Here is a 19,776-nt window from a genome sequence, read left to right as displayed (position 1 = left end):
CCTCCCAGACAGTGTCTACTGACAGTGTCTAGATAGTGACCTTGACAATGTCAAGGCACCGAGTCACGTTTCGTGCGGGTGCTCGGCGTCCGAAGATTTTTTTGATATGGCAATGACCCCTGACGTAATGGCCCGACGATCCAAGACCCAAACCGCAGAGCAGCTCGAGTTCGAGGATGACGTGCGGGCCCGCGTTCTCGAGGCGGCCGTGCAATTGATCGACGAAGGCGGCCTCGCAAGTCTGAGCATGCGCGAGGTGGCACGTCGGGCCGGTGTGAGCCACCAGGCGCCGTACCACTATTTTCCGGATCGGGAGTCGATCCTTGCCGCGGTGGCGGAGCAGGGCTTCATCCTGCTCGATCGCGAGATCGACTCGGTGCGCGACGTTGGGGAGCGCGCGGTGGACCGGCTGGCGGCGGCAGGGGAGGCCTACGTGCGCTTTGCCTACCAGCATCCCGCGCAATTTCGGGTGATGTTCCGGCGTGACTTCGTGGACATCGATCGATTCCCGCACCTGAAGGAGTGCGGTCAACAGGCCTTCGATCGGCTGCTCGAGATCGTGCACGGGTGCATGGCGGAAGGCCTACCGGCGGAGCCTTCGGAGAAGGCGCTCATCGTGTTCGGGTGGTCCGTGGTGCACGGGCTCGCGTGCCTGCTGCTCGACGGGTGCGTCGGGATGAAGCTCCCCGAAGAGATGCCGCAGGTCGAAGCGACCAAGTTGGCCCCAGGCTCGAAGACCATCGTGTCGGACGTGATGGAGACGCTCCGCGCGATGACGCTCGCGAGCAGCGCACCGAGGCCTAAGGCAAAGCGCACCAAGGCCTGAGCGTCTCCACCGCGTCGAGGGCGAGCTGGCCGGAGGCGAGCACGGCTTCATCGTCGGGAGCTTCGTCCAAGTGCGCGCGCACGCGGAGGTACGACTCGAGGTAAACGCGTTCGCGACCCAGGCCGGGGAACGTGCCATCGCTGCCGCGAAAGGCGCGTTCGGCCATGACGACGGCGTCGCGCGGGTCGATGCCTGCGCCGGCGAGATAGCGCACCACCTCGACGAAGGTGGCGCCCTGGCGCATGCCGCGCACGGCGAGGTAGCGACCGGCGAGCTCGCGCCGTCGTGACGGCGAGAGGAAGTGGTGTCGATCTTCGAGGAAGAGGGCATAGCCCTCCTGCTCATCGGAGCTTCGGGCCGTGCCCACCGAGAAGAGCGCGAGGGGTGCATGCGCCGCCCGCGCCCGCGGGAGAACGTGGCCCTCGATTTCGTGCAGCACCGTGCGGTGCGCCGTCTCGGGGCTGATGCGCCTTCCGGCCGCGACCAACACGGTTCGATGGCCCGTCGCCGCCAGCGCCGACAGGTGCGGGTGCACGACGACCGCAAAAGGAATGCGGCGGCGGCCTATTTCGGCCTGCAACAGGGACAAAAGGGACTCGGGGGCAGGGGAGTCGGTTTCGAGCAGATCGCCCTCCGATTCCGGGCCCGAACCCTCCATCCAGCTCTCGGCAAGGCTATCGGCGGCGGCCTCCGTGTCGTCATCGAACGAGGCGAACCTTCGTGCGGCGAGTGAGCCTGCTTCCTGGGTGCCGACGCATTCGCAAAGTCGAGCCTCGAGCCGCCACTCTTGCACGCGCGCCATGTAGAGATCGGCCAGCGGTTCGGTCTGCACTTCCCGCAACGCAGATGCAACTGCATCCAATTGGCGGCGCAGCACGGACATGTCGCGCGGCACGTATTCCCATGCGGGAACGGCATCTTTTCCCGAGGCGGCCAATGCTTGCAGGCGTACGCGTTCTTCGCGTGCGTTGGCTGGGGTCGCTGCTCCCAAAAGGGTAACGCGTTGCGAAAGCTCGCGCAGCAGCGGATCGACCTGTCTCAGCCACGCGGCCAGCATTCTCGGTCGGTAAAATCTTAGCAGAAACGGCGCTGGAACTTGAGGTACGCTCCAAAAAAGGCAAGGGGTCCTAGCCGGCGAGAACGCCCGCGCTCCACGAACATGAAGAAAAACTACGTCCTCGATACGAACATCCTCCTGCACGATCCGCGCGCCGTCTTCCGCTTCGAAGACAACAACGTCATCATCCCGATCTACGTCATCGAGGAGGTCGACCAGTTCAAGAGGGAGGGCTCGGAACGCGGCCGAAATGCGCGCCAGATTGCCCGCGTGCTCGACGAGTTGCGCGAAAAGGGCGGGTCGCTTGCCAAGGGTGTGACGCTCGATTCGGGCGGGAGCCTGCGCGTGGCCGTCCCCGCCCAGCGGCCGGAGCTGCCCAGCGCCATCGACAAGGCGGCCATGGACCAGGCCATCTTGCAGACGGCCTTCGACGTGCGGGAGCAGGACGGAGGGCGGCCCACCATCTTCGTCACGATGGATACCAACTTGCGCATCCGGGCCGATGCGCTCGGCATGGTGTCCGAGACCTACGAGAACGTCCGCGTCGAAGACGACCAACTCGACACCGGCATCAAGGAGCTCGAGGTCGACAGCGGCGAGATCGACAATTTCTTCCACGACGGGCGCTACACCCCGACGAATTTCGACGACCTGCAGCCCAACACCTGCATCTTGCTGCGCGACCGCTCCAACCCCTCGCACACGGCGCTGGGGCGCTACGATGCCACGAAGCGCGAAGTCTGCGCCCTGCGGACCCCGCGCGAGGGGGTCATGGGCGTTCGCCCGCGCAACAAAGAGCAAAGCTTTGCCATCGACCTGCTGCTCGACGAGTCGATCCGCCTGGTCACGCTCGTCGGCAAGGCGGGCACGGGCAAGACGCTGCTGGCGCTGGCCGCCGGCTTGAAGCGCACGGTCGAAGACGGCATCTACACGCGGATGCTGGTCTCGCGTCCGGTCATGCCCTTGGGCCGCGACATCGGATTCCTCCCCGGCGACGTCGACGAGAAGCTCAACCCCTGGATGCAGCCCATCTTCGACAACCTGGAGTTCCTCTTTTCGAGCGGCGCACGAAAAGGACCCCGGGTTTACGCCGAGCTCCTCGAGAGCGGGCAAATTCAAGTCGAGCCGTTGACGTACATCCGCGGGCGCTCCCTGCCGCAGCAATTCATGATCGTCGACGAGGCGCAGAACCTGACGCCGCACGAGGTCAAAACCATCGTGACGCGTTCAGGTGACGGGACGAAGATCGTCCTCACGGGCGATCCCGGCCAGATCGACAATCCGTACGTGGACAGCGCATCCAATGGCCTCACCATCGCCGCCGCGAAATTCCGCGGCGAGCGCCTCGCCGGCCACATCGTTCTTGCCAAGGGCGAGCGCAGCGATCTCGCCGAGCTGGCCGCGAACCTGCTCTGATCCGGTCCAACCTGACCAAGATGGCGGTGGGAAACCCGTCTTCCGTAAGCGTTCCAACCGGATTGTAAGTAGGAACGAGCTTGCGGAGTTCTGGGCATTTTCTAAGCTCCTAGCGTGGTCCGTTCCCTCCCTCTCGTCGGCCTCGTTGCCGTGTTCTTTGCGCTGGGCAGCGTTGGATGCTCGTCGGTGGGATCGAGCGCCGTGCGCACGGGGCCTTTGAATTTGCCTGCGCGTTCGGGGCCGGTGGCCATCTACACGACGTCGCCGCCGCCCGGCGGGCGCGATCTCGGCTTCGTCGAAGTGCACGCGGTGGGTGAGGATGGCGTCATCGAGAACCTGCTGCCGACGTTCGCGCGGCGCGTGGCCGAGTTGGGGGGCAATGCGGCGCTCATCGAGCGCGTGAACGCGCGCTTCCAAGTCGTGAATTACTGGCAGACGGGCATGTACACGTACAACTGCTGGCCGTCGCGGTATCGGTGTTACGGCACCGGCGCCTATCCCGCGTCGCACGAGGTGATGATCGTCACCATGACGGGACGCGCGCTCACGGCGGGCAATCCGGCCCCGAGCCAAGGAGAAACGCCGTGAAACGACTTCTCGCGGGCACTGCGGCGATGTTGCTGGGATGCGGCGGCTACACGGAGGTGCACGAAATCATTCTGCGCCAGCCGCAGCCTCCCACGGGGCGCGATGTGCAGCTTTACGTGGGCAACCAGTCCCCGTCGCAGCCCTTTTACGAGATGGCGCTTCTCCAGGCCATCGGCTTCGACGGCGACTCCGATCTGGAGGACGTGACGGAGGCCCTGCGTGAGCGCGGTCGCCAACTCGGCTGCGACGCCATCGTGCGCGTCCGCGTCGAACTGGGCTACACGATGGCCCACGGCTACGGCGTCTGCGTGCGCTGGGCCGCGCCGCAGGTTAAAGCGCCGATCTCCGGATGAAGCAGTATCTCCTCGCGGCACTGCTGCTCGCCTCCGCGATCGCCGTGGCGCACGCGCAGGACGAGCCCGAGCAACAGGATGCCCCAGCGGCCGCGCCCCCGCCGCCCGAAGACGGCGAGACCGACGAACCCGCGCCCGCGCCGCCCAAGCCCCCGCCCCGTGCCTCCACGCCGAAGTACACGGTGCCCTTCGCCGATGGCATGCTTCGTCTGCCCGGCGGCCGCTTCACCATGGGCAGTGGCGATCCGGATGCTCCGCCCAACGAGCGCCCGCCCCACAAAGAAACGGTGGCCGCGTTCTGGATCGACAAGACCGAGGTCACCGTCGAGGCATACCGCGCATGCGTCGACCGCCACATGTGCGCGCGCCCCGTGCGAAAAAGTGCAGACTGCACCTATGACCTCGACGACCCGAGCCTGCCCATCTCGTGCGTCTCGTGGAAAGACGCCGACACCTATTGCCGCGCCGTCGGCAAGCGCCTCCCGCGCGAGGCGGAGTGGGAATTCGCCGCCCGGGCAACCTTCCCCGTGCGCTACCCCTGGGGGGGCGGCTGGACGTATTGCACCGTCGCGGCCACCCTGGTGCGGGATTCCTCGTCGCGCACCTGCACCGGCAAGCGCCCCTCCAAGGTGGGCGCGCATCCGAGCGGCTCCAGCCCCTTCGGCGTCCTCGACCTCACCGGCAACGTCGAAGAGTGGACCTCGGACTGGTACGCCGAGCACGTCGCAGAGGGGGCGGCCCCCCGGGCCGGGGCCAGCCATGTCCTTCGGGGTGGGGGGTGGCTTTCGTCCCCGTCCGCCAGCCGAACCACCAGTCGAAATTGGGGGTCTTCCATGGAGGCGGGCCCGAATGTTGGCTTCCGCTGTGCCAAGGATTGATGAGGACGCTCCAAAGCGCAATTGACGAACGCCCCCGATATGACTACTTCAGCGGCGCCGGGCGTGTACGCCCGTTAAGGAAAGCGCAGCTCCTACGTGACGACCGAATCCCTATTTTTCCAGCAAGTGCAGCCCAAAGCGGGCACCCCCGGCGTCGCGCAGGATGCACCGGCTGGCACGCAACAGCAACAGTCACCCCCCGGCGGCAGTCTCATCATGTTTCTGCCGATCCTCATCCTGCTGCCGTTCTTCTTTTTGATGTCGCGCCGGCAGAAGAAGGAACAGGCCGAGCGGTCCAAGCTCAAAAAGGGGGACCGTGTCGTGTCCAACTCGGGCCTCGTCGGAGAGCTCCTGGAGATGGACGACCGGCTGGCCAAGGTGAAGATCGCCCCCGGCACCACTGTCACCATGCTGACGTCGTCCATCAATGCCTTCGGCTCCACGCCTGAAACGGCGCCTGCGGCCCCGAAGGCAGAGGTGAAGGACGCGAAACCGGCCGCGGACAAGAAATGACCACCGCCTCTCGCATTGCGTTGGCCATCATCGGCCTTTGCGCGGTTTTTGCCGTCATCTCCGAGCGCTTTTTGCAGATTGACCCGGCGTGGCCGGCGTCGGTCGGCATCCTCGTGGGACTCCTGGCGCTTCTCGTCGTCCCTTCGAAGATGCGCCTCCTGCTCATCATTTTGAACGCCGGCGTCGGTGGCTACCTCTTCTTCCGCGCCGATTCGTTCTGGGGCATCGTCGTCTGCGGCCTGGTCATCATCTGGTGCTTGGTCGGCCTGCTCCCGCTGATGGACGGCGCGTGGCGCTTCAAAATCGGCCTCGTGGTTTGCTCCTTCCTCGCAGGCTCACTGGTGCTCTGGCCGACGGCCTCGCGCATGAGCGGCGGCAAACTCGTCTGCCCGCAGTACATCCAGGACCGCATCGATTTCGGCATCGCCCCGGGTCTCGACCTGCGCGGCGGTCTTCGCCTTGCGTACACCGTCGAGGTCGAGGAGGCCATCCGCGACAAGCGCGATCACCTGGCCGACGACATGCGGCAGGACCTGGCCACCAGCTTCGGTTTCCACTCGGGCGACGGTCGCGTGACGCGTGAGGAGCTGCAGAAGCTCGAGAGCAAGGTGCACGTCGCCACGCCGGAAAGCGCCATCCTGCGTCTCAAGTTCAAGGACGCGGGCGATGTCGGCAAGGTCGACGACCGCTTCACGAAGAAGTTCACCACCGAGCTGGCGCTGCAGCGCGGCCCGGGCGCGGACGAGGTCACCTTCAAGATCCGCGCGGAGGTCGAGTCGCAAATCCGCGAGCGCGCCGTCGCCCAGGCGAAAGAGACGATCGTCCGCCGCGTCGACGGTCTCGGTCTGCGCGAGGCGAGCGTCACCACGCGCGACGAGGACATCATCCTCGAGGTGCCGGGCGACAACGAGAAGCAGTTCGACGACATCCGCGACACCATCCGCCGCACCGCCCGCCTCGAGTTCAAGATGGTGGACGACGAGACGGATTTCTTCGGCAAGATCAAAGACGAAGAACTCCCCGAGGGCGAGGGCATCGCCATCTACAACGAGAACGCCCCCGCCGGTCCCGGCAAGACGGTGCAGTCGCACTTCGCGCGCATCACCAAGCGCGAAAACGAGACGATGACCCAGTGCCGCGAGCGGTTCAAGAAGTGGGCGGCCACCTTGTCCGTGCCCGACGATCACCAGGTCGGCTTCTTGGCCATCGAGGATTACGATCCCGATACGGGCAAGACCACCGAGGTCGGCTGGCGCACGTTCTACATGTTCTCGCGCGCGGAGCTCACCGGTGACAGCATCACCGAGGCGAACGTCGCGCAGGAGCAGAACCAAGGCATGGGCAAGTACTACGTCGGCCTGACGTTCAGCCCCGCCGGTGCGGATCGCTTCGAAGAGATCACGGGCGCGAACATCAAGCGCCGCTTTGCCATCATTCTCGACGACGTGGTCGACTCCGCGCCGGTCATCCAGTCGAAGATCGGCGGCGGCCGCGCCAGCATCACCATGGGCGCCGGCGATCCCGAGCAGCAGCTCGCGCAGGCGCGCAAGTTGGAGCTCGTGCTTCGCTCCGGTGCGCTCCCCGCACCGGTCACGCCGTCGAACGAGTCGCGCATCGGTCCGTCGCTCGGCCGCGATGCCATCGGCGAAGGCTTGAAGGGCGCGGCTGCAGGTGTCGGGCTCGTGCTCCTGGCTCTCGCGTTCTACTACCGGAAATCGGGCATCGTGGCCGACCTGGCGGTGCTCTTCAACCTGCTCCTCCAGCTCGCGATCCTGTCGACCTTCGGCGCCACGATGACGTTGCCCGGCATCGCCGGTCTGGCGCTCACCGTCGGCATCGGCGTCGACGCGAACGTGCTCATCAACGAGCGCATCCGCGAAGAGTTGCGCGCGGGAAGAACCGTGCGCGCGGCCGTGGAAGCCGGCTACGACAAGGCGTTTTCATCGATTCTCGACGGTCACGTCACCGTCTTCATCTCGGGTCTGATTTTGGCCCAGTACGGGACAGGTCCCGTCAAGGGTTTTGCCGTCACTCTCATCGTCGGCATCGTGTGCAGCTTGTTCACCGGTGTATTCTGCACGCGTTTGGTCTTCGACTGGTGGGCGCGCGGCGCCAAGGTCAAGCGCCTTAGCGTGGGTGCGGAGTTCTAAGATGGAGCTCTTCAAGCCAGGTCGTACTTTCGATTTCATGGGGCAGCGGAGATTCTGGATCTCCCTGAGCCTCTTCCTCGTGGTCGCTTCCACCGTCTCGTTGTGGTTTCCGGGCGCGAACTACGGAACCGACTTCCGCGGCGGTACGGAGGTCGAGGTGGCCTTCAGCAAGAACGTCGACGCGCACCAGCTGCGCCAGGCGGTCGAGTCGCTGGGCTACCACACGCCGGACGTCATCCAGGTTCAGGACTTCAAGAATCCGAACCACTTCCTCGTCCGCGTTCAAGAGATCAGCGTGGTCGACGATGCCACCAAGGAAAAGCTCAAGGCAGCCCTCTGCCTGACGGCGGATCCGGCGGCACCCGTGGCCGATGAAAAGGCGTGCCCCGCGAACGCGCGCGCCACCGAGGTGAAGTTCAGCCCCGGCGGTGACAAGATCACGACGCGCTACGACGAGGCGCCGGATCTCGAGAAGCTCAAAGAGCAGATCCGAAGCGTGGCCGGCATCAACTTGAAGGCGTCGGCGACGAACCCGCAGATCATCAACCCGCGCGACAACCGCGTGGAGATCCAGCTCCAGTCCAAGGGCGACCAGCTCATGGACGGTCTGCGCAGCAAGCTCGGTGCGGATACGGTGCCGGAGCAACCGCTGCGCGTCGAGTGGGTCGGTCCCAAGGCCGGTAAGCAGCTCCGCGACAGCGCCCGCAACTCGGTGGCCATCGCCATCGTGTTCATCATGCTCTACCTCGCCTTCCGGTTCGACCTGCGGTTCGCTCCGGGCGTGGTCATCGCGTGCGTGCACGACGCGATGGTGATCTTGGGCGTGTTCGTGCTCCTGAAAAAGGAGGTCACGCTTTCCACCATCGGCGCCGTGCTCACCATCGTCGGTTACTCGATGAACGACACGGTCGTGGTCTACGACCGTATCCGCGAGAACCTGTCCAAGCACCGCGGTAAGTCGTTTGGTGACATCATCAACCTGAGCGTCTCCGAGACGCTCTCACGCACCATCCTGACCGCCGGCGCGACGATGCTCAGCGTTCTCGCCTTCTTCGTGTGGGGAACGGGCGTCATCCGCGACTTCGCCTTGGCCATGGTCGTCGGCATCGTGGCCGGTACCTATTCCAGCATCTACGTCGCCGCCCCGCTCACCGAGTGGATCGACCGGCGCATGGGTCAGCGAACCGGTGCCAAAAAGCGCGCCTCCGGCAAGCGCCGCGCGAAAGCCGTCACCGGCAAACCGGCAGAGGCGAAGTAGTTTTCGCATGCTAGGATGCCCCGCGTGAAGCGCGAGAACGCGGGGCGCGGCAGGCTGCATCGGGAAGAGCCGGCGACGCCGGTGGGAGGCGTTTTCATCAAGTTCTCCCACGTCAAAAAGCGGTTCGGCCCCAAGATCATCTACACCGATCTCGACCTGGAGATCCGGCGTGGCGAGACCACGACCGTGCTCGGAGCATCGGGAAGTGGCAAGAGCGTCATGCTCAAGATGCTGATCGGCCTGCTTCGCGCGGATTCGGGGAAGATCACCTTCGACGGCAAGGAGATCCAGGACCTCGCCGAGCGCAACATGCACGACGTGCGTCGCAAGATCGCTTACCTGTTCCAGGGCGCGGCGCTCTTCGACTCGCTCAGCGTGGGCGAGAACGTTGCTTACGGATTGCGCGAGCAATTCTGGGATTCCATGACCGACGACGAGATCCGCGAGAGGGTCGCGCAGTCGCTCGCCGCCGTGGGCTTGCCGGGCATCGAGGAGATGCGCCCCAGCGACCTGTCCGGCGGCATGAAGAAGAGGGTGGGGCTGGCGCGCACCTTGGCGCTGCAGCCCGAAGTGCTCTTGTACGACGAGCCCACCACCGGCCTCGATCCGATCAACACGGCGCGGATCAATCACCTCATCAACGGCATCAAGAAAGCCTTCTCCATCACGAGCATCGTCGTCACGCATGACATGGGCACCGCCTTCTCGGTATCGGATCGCCTCGTCATGCTGGGCAAGGGCGGGGTGCTCATGGCGGGCTCGATGGACGATTTCCGAAACACGAAGGAGCCCTACGTTCGGGACTTCATCGACGGCAAGGCGCCCGAGACGGAAGACGTCTCGTCCCTTCTCGCATCTTAAGCAGACTCTTACCCACCTTGGCGTGCCCGGGAATGCATGGAAAAGTCGATTAAAGTCGGGATTTTCGTTCTTGCGGCGCTGGTGCTCGGCGGCATCGCCGTCTTTCTCATCGGGGAGAATCGACGGCTTTGGGACCCGAAGGTCACCTACAACGCCGCCTTCCACGACGTTGCAGGCCTCAAGCCGGGCGCACCCGTGCGCATGGGCGGCGTGGACATCGGTACCGTGGAGTCGGTGGGACACAACCACGACCCGCGCGACGTGCGCATCTACGTGCGCCTCAACGTCGTGAAGCACGAGTCCGAGCGCGTGCGCGAAGACACGGTGGCACGCGTGGCCAACAAAGGCTTGCTCGGCGACAAGATGATCGAGCTCTCCTCCGACGGAAAAGGCGCGGCCCTTGCGCCGGGCCACGACCTCAAGACCGAGGAGCCGCTCGACATCAACAAGTACATCGTCAAGCTGGAAGACATCGCCAACAAAGCCGGAAAGGCGATCGAGAACGTCGAAACCGGCACCCGCGTCTTGAGCGATCCGCAGTTCAGCGACGACCTCAAGGTGAGCGTGCACAGCCTCCGCGAGGTCCTCGAGGGCATCGCGAAGAACGACAGCGCCGTGCACCGCGCGCTGATGGATCCGCACGAGGGTCAGAAGTTCGATCGCATGCTCTCCAACTTGGAGGCCGCGAGCGCCGACTTCCACGACGTGACCACGCACCTGCGCGAAGGCCCCGGCGTTGCGCACGCGCTCGTGTACGACGGCGAGCTCTCCAAGAGCGCGTCCGGATCGATGGCCGAGGTCCACAAAGATCTGGAAGCGATCCGCACCGGCAACGGTTTGGCACATGCGCTCATCTACGGCGACACCAACTCGCAGCACCTGATGGGCAACGTCAACGCCATGAGCGATGACATGCGCGACATCGTGCACGGACTCAAGCAAGGCAAAGGCACCCTCGGGGCGCTTCTCGTCGATCCCAGCGTCTACGAGGACATCAAGAGCGTCGTCGGCAACGTCGACCGCAATCAGGTGCTGCGCGCCTTGGTTCGCTACTCGATCAAAGCCGATGAAACTCGCCAGCCACCGAAGGTCGAAGAGGGGAAGAAGTAGATCGGGCAACCTCGGGTCGCCTTTAGAAAACGGCGCTCCCTACCGGTCAAACTTTGCGGCGAGCATAGCGGCTCTCCCGCTGCGATTGTCAGGCTGCCGCGGTTCGACATTCGATTCGAATGTAACGCCCCGCCGTCGACTCAAGATGTTTGCGCAACACCTGGGATTCCGTCACAAACATGTGGCGGCATCGGCGCGTTGCGCCATGGACCGGCAAGCGAAAGCGTTGCACACTTGCGTCATGGGGGAGAAACCCGCGAGTCCTCAATGAGCCAGCGCGCCCCTATCATCGGTTGGTTAACATGAATCGAGCCGGGGGAGATTTCCCGACGACGCCACCGTCGGCTGTTTACGGCGTACATAGCGTGGATCCCGCGCTGCGCTCGCGATCCATTCAAGTGCTCGCCCGCATGTACTGGAAGCCCATCTACAAGTACGTCCGACTTCGCTGGCGCAAAGATCCGGCCGAGGCCGAGGAGATCACCCAAGAGTTCTTCCTGCGAACGATCGACAAAGAAACGTTCCGCGGTTACGAACCGCGCCGGGCGCGCTTCCGCACCTTCGTGCGCGTGTGCGTCGACCGCCTGGTGGTCGACCTCGGGAGGCACGGCCAGGCGAAGAAGCGTGGCGGTGGCGTCAAACTCCTCCAGCTCGACTTCAAGTTGGCGGAAGACGAGCTCGGGGAAGAAGCTTCCACCCTGCCCGACCCGGAACAGGTCTTCGAGGTCGAGTGGGTGCGAAATCTGCTGGAAGTGGCGGTGGAATCGCTGCGAGCGGCGTGTCAGCGGCAGGGTAAAGAGGTACACTTCCGCGTGTTCGAATTGTTTCACTTGAAGGACGAATCGGAGCGACCCTCGTACGCGGAGATTGCGGAGCAGTTGGGCATCTCCGTGCGCGACGTGAACAACCGCCTCACCTATGCCCGGCGCGAGTTCCGGGCCGCGGTCCTCGACGCCCTTCGTGAAAGCACGGGCAGCCAAGAAGAGATGCAAGAGGAGGCTCGCTTTGTGTTGGGGGTCAACTTTTGAGACGAGTTTCGCGCTCACTCGTCGATGCATTGCGTGCGAAAGATGAAGAGCTTTTCGCCGATCGATTCCGCATCGAAGAAGAAGCCGGCGTCGGCGGCATGGGCATCGTCTACCGCGCGCTCGATCAGAGCTCGGGCGAGATCGTCGCCCTCAAGGTCGTACGCAGGACGGGCCCTGGCTCGCTGAGGCGATTCGACGCCGAGACCGACGCACTGGAGAAGCTGCGGCACCCGGCCATCGTGCGCCACATCGCCCACGGTATCGGCGACGAGGGGCAGCCGTACTTGGCCATGGAGTGGGTGGACGGCGAGACCTTGGCGTCGAAGCTGCGGCGCGAACGACTCGACGTGTGCGACGTCATCACCGTCGCGCGGCGAATCGCCGATGCATTGGCGGCAGCGCACGCGATTGGCATCCTGCACCGGGACATCAAGCCGAGCAACGTCCTGCTCCCCGGCGGCGACCTCGAGAAAGCCAAGATTGCCGACTTCGGCCTGGCGCGCTCGATGGAGTCTTCGCAGACGAATGCGACCATGACCGGCGTCATCGTCGGCACGCCCGGTTACATGGCGCCGGAGCAGGCCCACGGCGTGCGCGATCTCGATGGGCGCGCGGACCTGTTTTCGCTGGGGTGCCTGCTCTTTCGCTGCCTCACCGACACGGAGGCCTTCGAGGGCTCACGCGCCCTGACGGCATTGGCCAAGCTGGTGCTGCTCGAGCCCTCGCGCGTTTCCTCGCTCCGCCCCGATGTCCCACCGGCGCTCGATGACCTGGTGGGAAGCTTGCTCTCCAAGGAGCGCGAGCACCGCCCCCTGTCCGCCGTCGTGGTGCGCGACACCTTGGATCGCATCGCCGCGGACACCTCGAACGATGCCTCGCTGCGGCGCCTCTCGGTGCGCGAGCGCGTGCCGCCCGAGAGCACGCGCTTCGCATCGGGAACGAGCTTCGGTCGCTACGTGCTCGGCCGGCGCATCGGCATGGGCGGCATGGGCGAGTTGTACTTGGCCCACGATACGACCTTGGATCGCAAGGTCGCGCTGAAGGTGCTGCGCCGTTCGGCCGACGGGCAAGCCACCGAGCACCTGCTTCGCGAGGCGCGTGCGGCGGCCACGTTGAGCCATCCCAACGTCGTCACCATCTACGACGTGGGCGAGCACGAGGGTGTGCCCTTTCTCGCGATGGAGTACATCACCGGGCGAAGCCTGCGCGACTACGTCGGTGAATCGTCGCCGGACTTGGACCGGCGCATCGGCTGGATGGGGGAGGTCGCACGCGGCCTTGCAGCAGCGCACCATGCGGGAATCGTTCACGGTGACGTCAAGCCGGAGAACGTCATGGTGGCCGACGACGGCGCGGTGAAGATCCTGGACTTCGGTCTCGCCACCGCGGTGCCCGATTGCATCATGGGGACGGCGGCGTACATGGCGCCGGAGCAGATTCGCGGCGAGCCGCTCGATGGGCGGGTCGACCAGTTCGCGTGGGGCGTGACCGCATACGAGCTGGTCACCGGGCGGCTTCCCTGGCCGGGGCACGACACCCTGGAGATGCTCGCATCGGTGCTCGCGGACGATCCCAGCGATGCGGTGCGCGCCTCGCTTCCATCGGAGGTCAGCAGCGCCATCTTGAAGACGCTGCGCAAGCAGCGCGATGAGCGCTACCCCACGATGGACTCGTTGATTCCGGTGCTGGCGCCGAGCACGGCGAGCACGCAGCGCTCGAGCGTCGTCAAAGACCTGGCGCCGCCGCCCGCGAAAGGACGAAAGCACGCCGTATGGCTTGCCTCGGCCATCCTGACCGCCTTGGTGGCTCTCACCACCGCCGTCGTCGTTTTTCGCTCCGTGCGCCGGAACGATTCTCCGGCCGGAACAGCGGCGTCGACCACGGCGTCTCCCCCGGTGCCGGTGACGGCCCTTCCGGTCTCGCCATCGTGCGTGCCCGCCGCGGCGTCGCTGTACAAGGAAGGTCTGCGCGCGCTTCGCGAGTCGGCATACCGCCGCGCGCTCGGCTATTTCGAGCAGTCGGCGGCGGTCGATCCGATGTGCCCGGAGCCGCAGCTTCGCATCACCATGCTCGCCTACTCCTTCTGGCCGAGGTCGCGGGCGCGCGAGCAGTTGCGACGTGCGATGGGCTTTCGCGATGCGATGAGCGAACGCGATCGCGTGGTGCTCGATGCGTGGGCGCTGCTCATTGCACCCGAGTCTCCTCGCGAAACTGAAACGATTCACGCGTTCGACGAAGCCATTCGCCGCTTTCCCAACGATGCGGAGCTCTACGTGCTCGACGTGGATCGGCGACGCAGCACCGCGATGCGTGCCGACCAGCTCGAAGCGGCCCTCGGCATGGTTCGCAAGGCAACCCAGCTCGATCCTGGGTACGCCGACGCCTATTCGATGGAGTCGCAAATTCTCGTATGGCTCGGTCGAGGCGAGGAGTCGCTCGCAGCGTTGGATCGATGCCTGGACGTTGCGCCGGGGGCGGTCGACTGCATGGAGATCCGCAGCGGCACCCTTCGCCGTCTCGGTCGATGCGAGGAAGCGGTTGCCTCCGCACGCAGTTGGATCTCCTGGGAGCCCGATGAACCGGCGGCGTATCAGGAGCTCGCGCCATCGCTCGCTGCGCGCGGTGCATCGCGCGAGGCCATCGAGGAAGCGCTGCTCTTGCGATGGAAGCATTTGCCCCCGGCAGACCGGGAGCCCACGCGGCTCTGCGACATGGCGAAGCTGTCCGTGTGGACGGGTGACTTCGACGGCGCGCTCAAGTTCGCCGACGAGTTGGAGCGCCATTCGACGGGGTCGGCCACGCTCGATCCGCATCTGTGCGCGACGCTCACGTCGGTGGATGCCCTGGTGGAGACGGGGCGCGACACGGAAGCGGGCAACATGGCCGAGCGCTTTCTGCACCGCAACGAAGCTTGGGTTCGCGGCGAATCGAACCTCACGACGGAGTACCCGAAGCCGTTCTTGCTGGCGCTGGCCTTCGGGCAGAATCGCCGCACGATGACACGCTGGCAAGAGGCCACCGAGACGTGGGAGCGTCTGAATCGCGTGCGCATGGACGCGTACGAGCGCTGGATCTTTCGCTGGGGGCCCATGGCGGGCATCCGCAACCATGCGGCGGAGGCGTTGCTTCTCGATCCGCGCCTGGCCGCGGATTACTCCGAGGTTCCGCGCGCGCGCAACCACAACATCGGCGCGATGGAGGCCTACGAGGGCCATCTGCGCTTGGCCGCGGGCGACGTCGTGCGTGCTGCGCCGCTGCTCGAGACGGCGACGCGGAGCTGTCAGGCGCTCCACCACGGTGCGATGCACGTGCACGCGCAATTGTGGCTGGGCATCGCGCGCGAGCAGCTCGGCGACGTGCCCGCTGCCTGCGACGCGTACCGCTTCGTCACAGAGCGATGGGGCAACGCGAAGCCCGCTTCGGTGAGCGCGCGCGAGGCCGAGCGACGCAGCCGCGCCCTCGGCTGTCCTCGCTCAATGGATCACTAGCGGCAACGCGGGCGCGTCGGCCGCGTCTTGGTCCTCGGCGCGGAAATTGATGGCCGTGTCATTGATGTTCCCGTGCCAAGGGTAGCTCGTGACGGTGACCTGGATCGGCGTGTTCGGGGCCACGGTGACCCCGAGCAAGTCGAGCGCGGCACTGGGCAACGTGCACTCTTTGGCCGCCGTATAGGTCTCGAGGCGGAAGGCGCTTCCGGCATCGAGCACGATGCGCGTGAGGCCGTCGCCTTGCCAGCGAAGCGTGGCATCACGCTCGATCGTGGCTCCGTGCGCCGGGGCGTCGAGCAGCTTGGGCGGGTTGGTGAACTTCATCTGCACCGACGTGTCGCCGGGGCCAAAGTACCGAAAAAGACGACTCCGTCCCGCCGCCGCCCGCTGCTCGGCGCGCAGCGTGTAGCGAACGCCGGGGAAGTTCGGCAAGGTCACCTTGCCCGTGGCGCTCGAGAGATGGCCGATCTCGCGGGCGTTGCTGCCATCGCCTGCATCCACGAAAATGGAGCCCTCCACGCTGTCCGGCGGTGGAGCGTTGTCGGGCGGCGACAATTGGAATTCCGTTTCCGAGGTGGCGATGGGGGCGAACGAGGCGAGCCAATGCGTCGGCTGCTCGTGGGTCACGCGCACCCAGTTGCTCGCCGTCCCGAGGTAGCGAAGCGGCAAGTGGGTGGTGCCGTCTTCTTCGTACACGATGGCCCGAATGAACACGTCATCCTGGTAGACACCGTTCCATCGGATCACCAAGCCGTCGTCTTGCTGAACGCCGATCACGTGGCCGAATGCGATGTAGAAGACGCGCGCATTCGCCGGCAGATTCAGGATGCTCGTGAACACCGAGGTGGACCAGGCTGGACGCGGGCGCTCGCCCGAAAGGAAAAGACCCGCGCCTTCCAGGTCCGCGAGGTTCAGAAACCGCGTGATCAGCGGGCGGCCGAGGGAGTCGTCCCGGACCGAGAGATCGTGGAGAGCCCTGACCTGCTTGTGGACACGCTCGAATTCGAAGTAGCCGCGGGGGCCGGTGATGGCCACTGCGGGAAATTGCGCGTCGTCGAAGCGACGGTAGGTGGGCTCCGAATTGAGAAGAACGCGTGCGCCCGCCATGGGCTCGTCGTTCCTGGAGACGACCCCCCAGAGTCTTATCTTCGAATCATCGGGTGGTGAAGGAGGCGGATCATCACTGCAGGCCATCAACGCCAACAGCAGCGCGGCCAAGTAAGTTCGGTGTTGCATGAAAAGACTACTGTTCGCGTCCCCCGGCGGGAGAAGGGTTGAACCAATAAGCGTCCGTCGAGCCTTTGCGCATGACGGTAAGGCGTAAGAAATCGATCTCCAGTGCAACGAACCCGCCTGCCGTGCCCGTATTCCCGGCAAGGCTCAGGAATTGCGCGCCCACGGCCAGCTGCGGGCCCCAAGGCATGCCCAGGGTGAGGACCGCCTGGAGCGGCGTGCGGCCGTGATCGCCATCTTTCCAGAGGCGGGCCGCGACGCCGGCGTCGAAGGCGAGGCCCCAATCACCGCGGGAGAAGCCGCCGCTGGTGATACGGGCGGCGAGGCCCAGATCCGTGCCGAGGGAGAAGTACGTCACCGAGCGAACGACGCCACCGACGACGACGCGCGCGTTCGGCGACGTTCCCACGCCGAAGGTCGCGTTCAGCGTGCCCGCGCGGTCCATCGTATCCGTGGCGCCATCGCGCTGAAGGCCGAAGCCACCGCCGACGGCGAGCCACGAGGTGGGGTCAGCCTTGGCTATCCTGGGGAGGGCCGAAGCCAACGCGAAAGCACATAGGAAAGAGGCCTTTAGGCCGGCAAAGCGAAGGGCGGAGGTGCGCACGTCGCCCGTGTGGCTAGCACGTCACGCGGCTTCTGTCGCCGTATTCGAGGCTTCGAGCACGGGACTGGAGGCTTCCGGCGCTGGATTCGAGCGTTGCAGGCGGCGGATGCGCGCCACGATGAGATTCATGACCTCGGTGTCGTAAAGGAGCGTGTTGTGACCGCGCCCCGGCAGCACGATGTGCTCTCCGTGGGCGAAGACACCGGCACTATGGTGCACGATGCGGTCGGCCGTACCGACGATGGAGGTGTGCGGTACGTCCGCCGGCCGTCGCGTGCGCATGTGCGCGAGCACTTCGCTTCCGGGGTGCAAGTCGGCGCCGACGAAATAAGGGAAAAGCTCCGCGGCGCGCGCACCACCGAACGGGCTCGCGAGCGAGATGGTCTGCGCCACGCGCATGTGGCCGCCGAGCTCCTCGACGTACCAGCGGGCCACGAGGCCGCCCAAACTATGGCCGACCAGGTGCACGCGCACGCCGCGCGGGATGCGATCGACGAGCTTCGTCAGGCTGAGGGCGATGCGGCGAACGCCGACGCCGGGAAGATGCGTGAAGCTCGCAACGCGCGCGCCGGTCTCCGCCTCGATGCGCTTGCGCATCGGGCGAAAGACACCCGCGCTGGCGAAGAAGCCGTGCACCAGGACGACGACGTCGTCGCCGGCTTGGGCCTCGGGCAGGATGGGCGCGATGTCGCGCGGCATCAGATACATCTCACGGAACGTCGCCCAAGCTTCAATCCCCCCTGGCAAACCCGGCCAGTCGCGCAGACCCATGAAGCGTAACAACGCACATTCCGTGCCCTGCGAGCCACTTTTCGACGTATACGAAGGGTGACGTGCACTCAGAACCCATTTTCGCACACACCATCGAGGTCACCTCGGACGACATCGACGCACTCGGTCACGCGAGCAATATCGCTTATGTTCGCTGGGTCCAGGACGTGGCGGTGGCCCATTCCGAGGCGGTCGGGCTTGGCTATGGTGCGTACCAAGAACTGGGTGCGGTGTTCGTGGTGAGGCGTCACGAAGTCGATTATCTGCGTCCGGCATTACGCGGTGACAGGCTTGAGGTGCGAACGTGGGTCGCCAGCGCACAGGCCGCGAAATGTATTCGCATGACTGAAGTCCGCAATTGCGCGGACGGAGCTCTGCTGGCCAAGGCATCGACGACATGGGGCTTCATCGATGCGGCCAAGGGGCGGCCGACCCGCATTCCGGATGCGGTTCGCGTCGCATTCCTGCAACCGCCGCGGGGCCGCGATTTGGCGTCGCCCCGCATGGAAACCGAGAACGTCGAGTCAGAGATGGGAGAAGCGCCATGAGCTTGCGTCCGAAGCCGGCCAACGACGAGGGAAGGGATGCGGCGCATTGGGAGGCGGTCGAGGAGGCCTCCGAGCTGTTGCACGAGGAGCGCTTCCGTGAGGCCCTCGTTGCGCTGCGCAACGTTTTGCAACGTGACCCGACCAACCCGTACGCCTTTTACCTGGCGGGGATTGCCCTGTACGAAAGCGGCGAGATCGAGCCCTCGCGCGATGCGTACCGCGCGTGCCTGCGGGTATCGCCGACGCACCTCGGGGCGCGCGTGGCGCTGTCACATGTTCTTCGCATCTTGGGCGATACGAAGGAGGCCGTGCGCGAGGGCATGGAGGCGCTCTCGCAGAGCCCCGGCGACGGCGATGCGCTGCACGCCGTGGGGCTCGCCTACTTGGCGCGCGGCGAGACGGTGGCGGCCAAGAAGTACTTGAACGCGTTTCTCGAGACGCAACCCGAGTTCGAAGTCGCGGAGGAAGTCCGCGGCATCTTGTCGGAGATGTAGAAGCGGGAACTGCGCGCTCAGTCTTGCGCGCAGTTCTCGAAGCGGAACTCGGACGTGCCTTGGCAGATGCGGTCCGAGGTGCCCTGGAGCGCCGCATGCGGGCAGGTGACCTGCGCCCATACGCGGCCGGCCGCAACACCCTGCGGCGAATGGTCGTACTTGGCGATGCAGTTGTCCTGCTGGAAGATGCCCGTGCTCGGATCCGTCCACGTGGCGAGGACGTTCTGATCGCCCGTGGCCGTGAAGTGTCCGCTGACGTTGAAGCCTTTGCGGCCTTGAATCAGGCCGCTGGCCTTGACGTAGAAGCCGTCGCCATCGGGCCTGACCTCGCACTCCACGGTGACGTGGGAACCGTCGACGGGCGTGCCATCTTCGACGGTGGTGTTGTCAGGATTGCCGATGGTCGCCCAAGCTTCGGACCGCAGCAGGCACTTGTTGGACGTGTTGACGTTCGTCTCGGTGCCCGGCCCAAGGAAGGACTCGATGGCCACCTTCGGCGTTGCGGGCTTCGAATCGGAGCAGCCGATTCCCAAAAGGGCTGCAAGAAGAAGGGTGGACGTCGTCGCGAAAACCTTCGTCGAATTCTTCGACAAGCGCATT

The 19,776-nt window shown here is 65.3% G+C and carries 19 protein-coding genes; 14 read left to right on the top strand and 5 right to left on the bottom strand.

The features are described 5' to 3' along the window. Positions 1-127: 127 nt before the first annotated feature. Entirely contained in the window at positions 128-826 is a 699-nt protein-coding gene (locus LZC95_36130) for a TetR/AcrR family transcriptional regulator (protein ID WXA91868.1), read from the top strand. Here LZC95_36130 and LZC95_36125 read toward each other — a convergent pair. Beyond that, positions 801-1,883 (bottom strand): DUF1704 domain-containing protein, encoded by a 1,083-nt coding sequence (locus tag LZC95_36125; protein ID WXA91867.1) that lies wholly within the window; start codon positions 1,881-1,883, stop codon positions 801-803. The genes LZC95_36130 and LZC95_36125 overlap by 26 nt on opposite strands. Positions 1,884-1,985: 102 nt before the next feature. Between LZC95_36125 and LZC95_36120 the strand changes: the two genes are divergently transcribed. The 11 genes from LZC95_36120 (at position 1,986) to LZC95_36070 (ending at position 15,526) form a co-directional block, all read left to right on the top strand. Continuing rightward, a complete protein-coding gene (locus tag LZC95_36120; protein ID WXA91866.1) occupies positions 1,986-3,299 on the top strand; it encodes a PhoH family protein in 1,314 nt (437 codons plus the stop codon). A gap of 114 nt (positions 3,300-3,413) precedes the next feature. After that, the gene (locus LZC95_36115) at positions 3,414-3,887 is read left to right on the top strand and encodes a hypothetical protein (protein ID WXA91865.1); all 474 of its coding nucleotides are present in this window, start codon (positions 3,414-3,416) and stop codon (positions 3,885-3,887) included. Beyond that, a complete protein-coding gene (locus LZC95_36110; protein ID WXA91864.1) occupies positions 3,884-4,240 on the top strand; it encodes a hypothetical protein in 357 nt (118 codons plus the stop codon). The genes LZC95_36115 and LZC95_36110 overlap by 4 nt, the downstream gene beginning before the upstream one ends. Further along, on the top strand, positions 4,237-5,118 hold the full coding sequence (locus LZC95_36105) for a formylglycine-generating enzyme family protein (protein ID WXA91863.1): 882 nt from the start codon (positions 4,237-4,239) through the stop codon (positions 5,116-5,118). The genes LZC95_36110 and LZC95_36105 overlap by 4 nt, the downstream gene beginning before the upstream one ends. A 96-nt stretch (positions 5,119-5,214) precedes the next feature. Then, a complete protein-coding gene (gene yajC / locus LZC95_36100) occupies positions 5,215-5,631 on the top strand; it encodes a preprotein translocase subunit YajC (GenBank protein WXA91862.1) in 417 nt (138 codons plus the stop codon). Next, a complete protein-coding gene (secD, locus tag LZC95_36095) occupies positions 5,628-7,781 on the top strand; it encodes a protein translocase subunit SecD (GenBank protein WXA91861.1) in 2,154 nt (717 codons plus the stop codon). The genes yajC and secD overlap by 4 nt, the downstream gene beginning before the upstream one ends. A 37-nt stretch (positions 7,782-7,818) precedes the next feature. Next, entirely contained in the window at positions 7,819-9,039 is a 1,221-nt protein-coding gene (gene secF, locus LZC95_36090; protein ID WXA91860.1) for a protein translocase subunit SecF, read from the top strand. 24 nt (positions 9,040-9,063) lie between these two features. Beyond that, positions 9,064-9,900, top strand: a complete 837-nt coding sequence (locus tag LZC95_36085) for an ATP-binding cassette domain-containing protein (protein WXA91859.1) — start codon at positions 9,064-9,066, stop codon at positions 9,898-9,900. 36 nt (positions 9,901-9,936) lie between these two features. Further along, positions 9,937-11,010 carry an MlaD family protein gene (locus tag LZC95_36080; GenBank protein WXA91858.1) on the top strand — a complete coding sequence of 358 codons (1,074 nt, stop codon included), beginning with the start codon at positions 9,937-9,939 and terminating at the stop codon, positions 11,008-11,010. A 302-nt stretch (positions 11,011-11,312) separates the two neighbouring features. Continuing rightward, the gene (locus LZC95_36075; protein WXA91857.1) at positions 11,313-12,038 is read left to right on the top strand and encodes a sigma-70 family RNA polymerase sigma factor; all 726 of its coding nucleotides are present in this window, start codon (positions 11,313-11,315) and stop codon (positions 12,036-12,038) included. Beyond that, a complete protein-coding gene (locus LZC95_36070) occupies positions 12,035-15,526 on the top strand; it encodes a serine/threonine-protein kinase (protein WXA91856.1) in 3,492 nt (1,163 codons plus the stop codon). Before LZC95_36075 ends, LZC95_36070 begins: the two co-directional genes overlap by 4 nt. Here the strand turns inward: LZC95_36070 and LZC95_36065 are convergent. From LZC95_36065 to LZC95_36055, 3 genes are all read right to left on the bottom strand, one after another. Then, positions 15,512-16,762 (bottom strand): hypothetical protein, encoded by a 1,251-nt coding sequence (locus LZC95_36065; protein ID WXA91855.1) that lies wholly within the window; start codon positions 16,760-16,762, stop codon positions 15,512-15,514. The two genes, LZC95_36070 and LZC95_36065, sit on opposite strands and share 15 nt — an antisense overlap. A gap of 7 nt (positions 16,763-16,769) precedes the next feature. Continuing rightward, on the bottom strand, positions 16,770-17,303 hold the full coding sequence (locus LZC95_36060; protein WXA91854.1) for a hypothetical protein: 534 nt from the start codon (positions 17,301-17,303) through the stop codon (positions 16,770-16,772). Between the two features lie 81 nt (positions 17,304-17,384). Continuing rightward, the gene (locus LZC95_36055) at positions 17,385-18,062 is read right to left on the bottom strand and encodes a hypothetical protein (GenBank protein WXA91853.1); all 678 of its coding nucleotides are present in this window, start codon (positions 18,060-18,062) and stop codon (positions 17,385-17,387) included. Positions 18,063-18,196: 134 nt separating this feature from the next. Here LZC95_36055 and LZC95_36050 point away from each other — a divergent pair, with 134 nt between their 5' ends. Together LZC95_36050 and LZC95_36045 are read left to right on the top strand one after the other, a co-directional pair. Then, complete coding sequence (locus LZC95_36050) at positions 18,197-18,682, top strand: acyl-CoA thioesterase (GenBank protein ID WXA91852.1); 486 nt, start codon at positions 18,197-18,199, stop codon at positions 18,680-18,682. Then, positions 18,679-19,176 (top strand): tetratricopeptide repeat protein, encoded by a 498-nt coding sequence (locus LZC95_36045; GenBank protein WXA91851.1) that lies wholly within the window; start codon positions 18,679-18,681, stop codon positions 19,174-19,176. Before LZC95_36050 ends, LZC95_36045 begins: the two co-directional genes overlap by 4 nt. A gap of 17 nt (positions 19,177-19,193) precedes the next feature. Here LZC95_36045 and LZC95_36040 read toward each other — a convergent pair whose 3' ends face one another. Further along, complete coding sequence (locus LZC95_36040; GenBank protein ID WXA91850.1) at positions 19,194-19,775, bottom strand: hypothetical protein; 582 nt, start codon at positions 19,773-19,775, stop codon at positions 19,194-19,196. Position 19,776: the final 1 nt, after the last annotated feature.

It is taken from the genome of Sorangiineae bacterium MSr12523, from assembly GCA_037157775.1.
Taxonomy (GTDB): Bacteria; Myxococcota_A; Polyangia; order Polyangiales; family Polyangiaceae; genus Pendulispora; species Pendulispora brunnea.
This window is presented reverse-complemented; position numbering and strand designations above follow the sequence as displayed.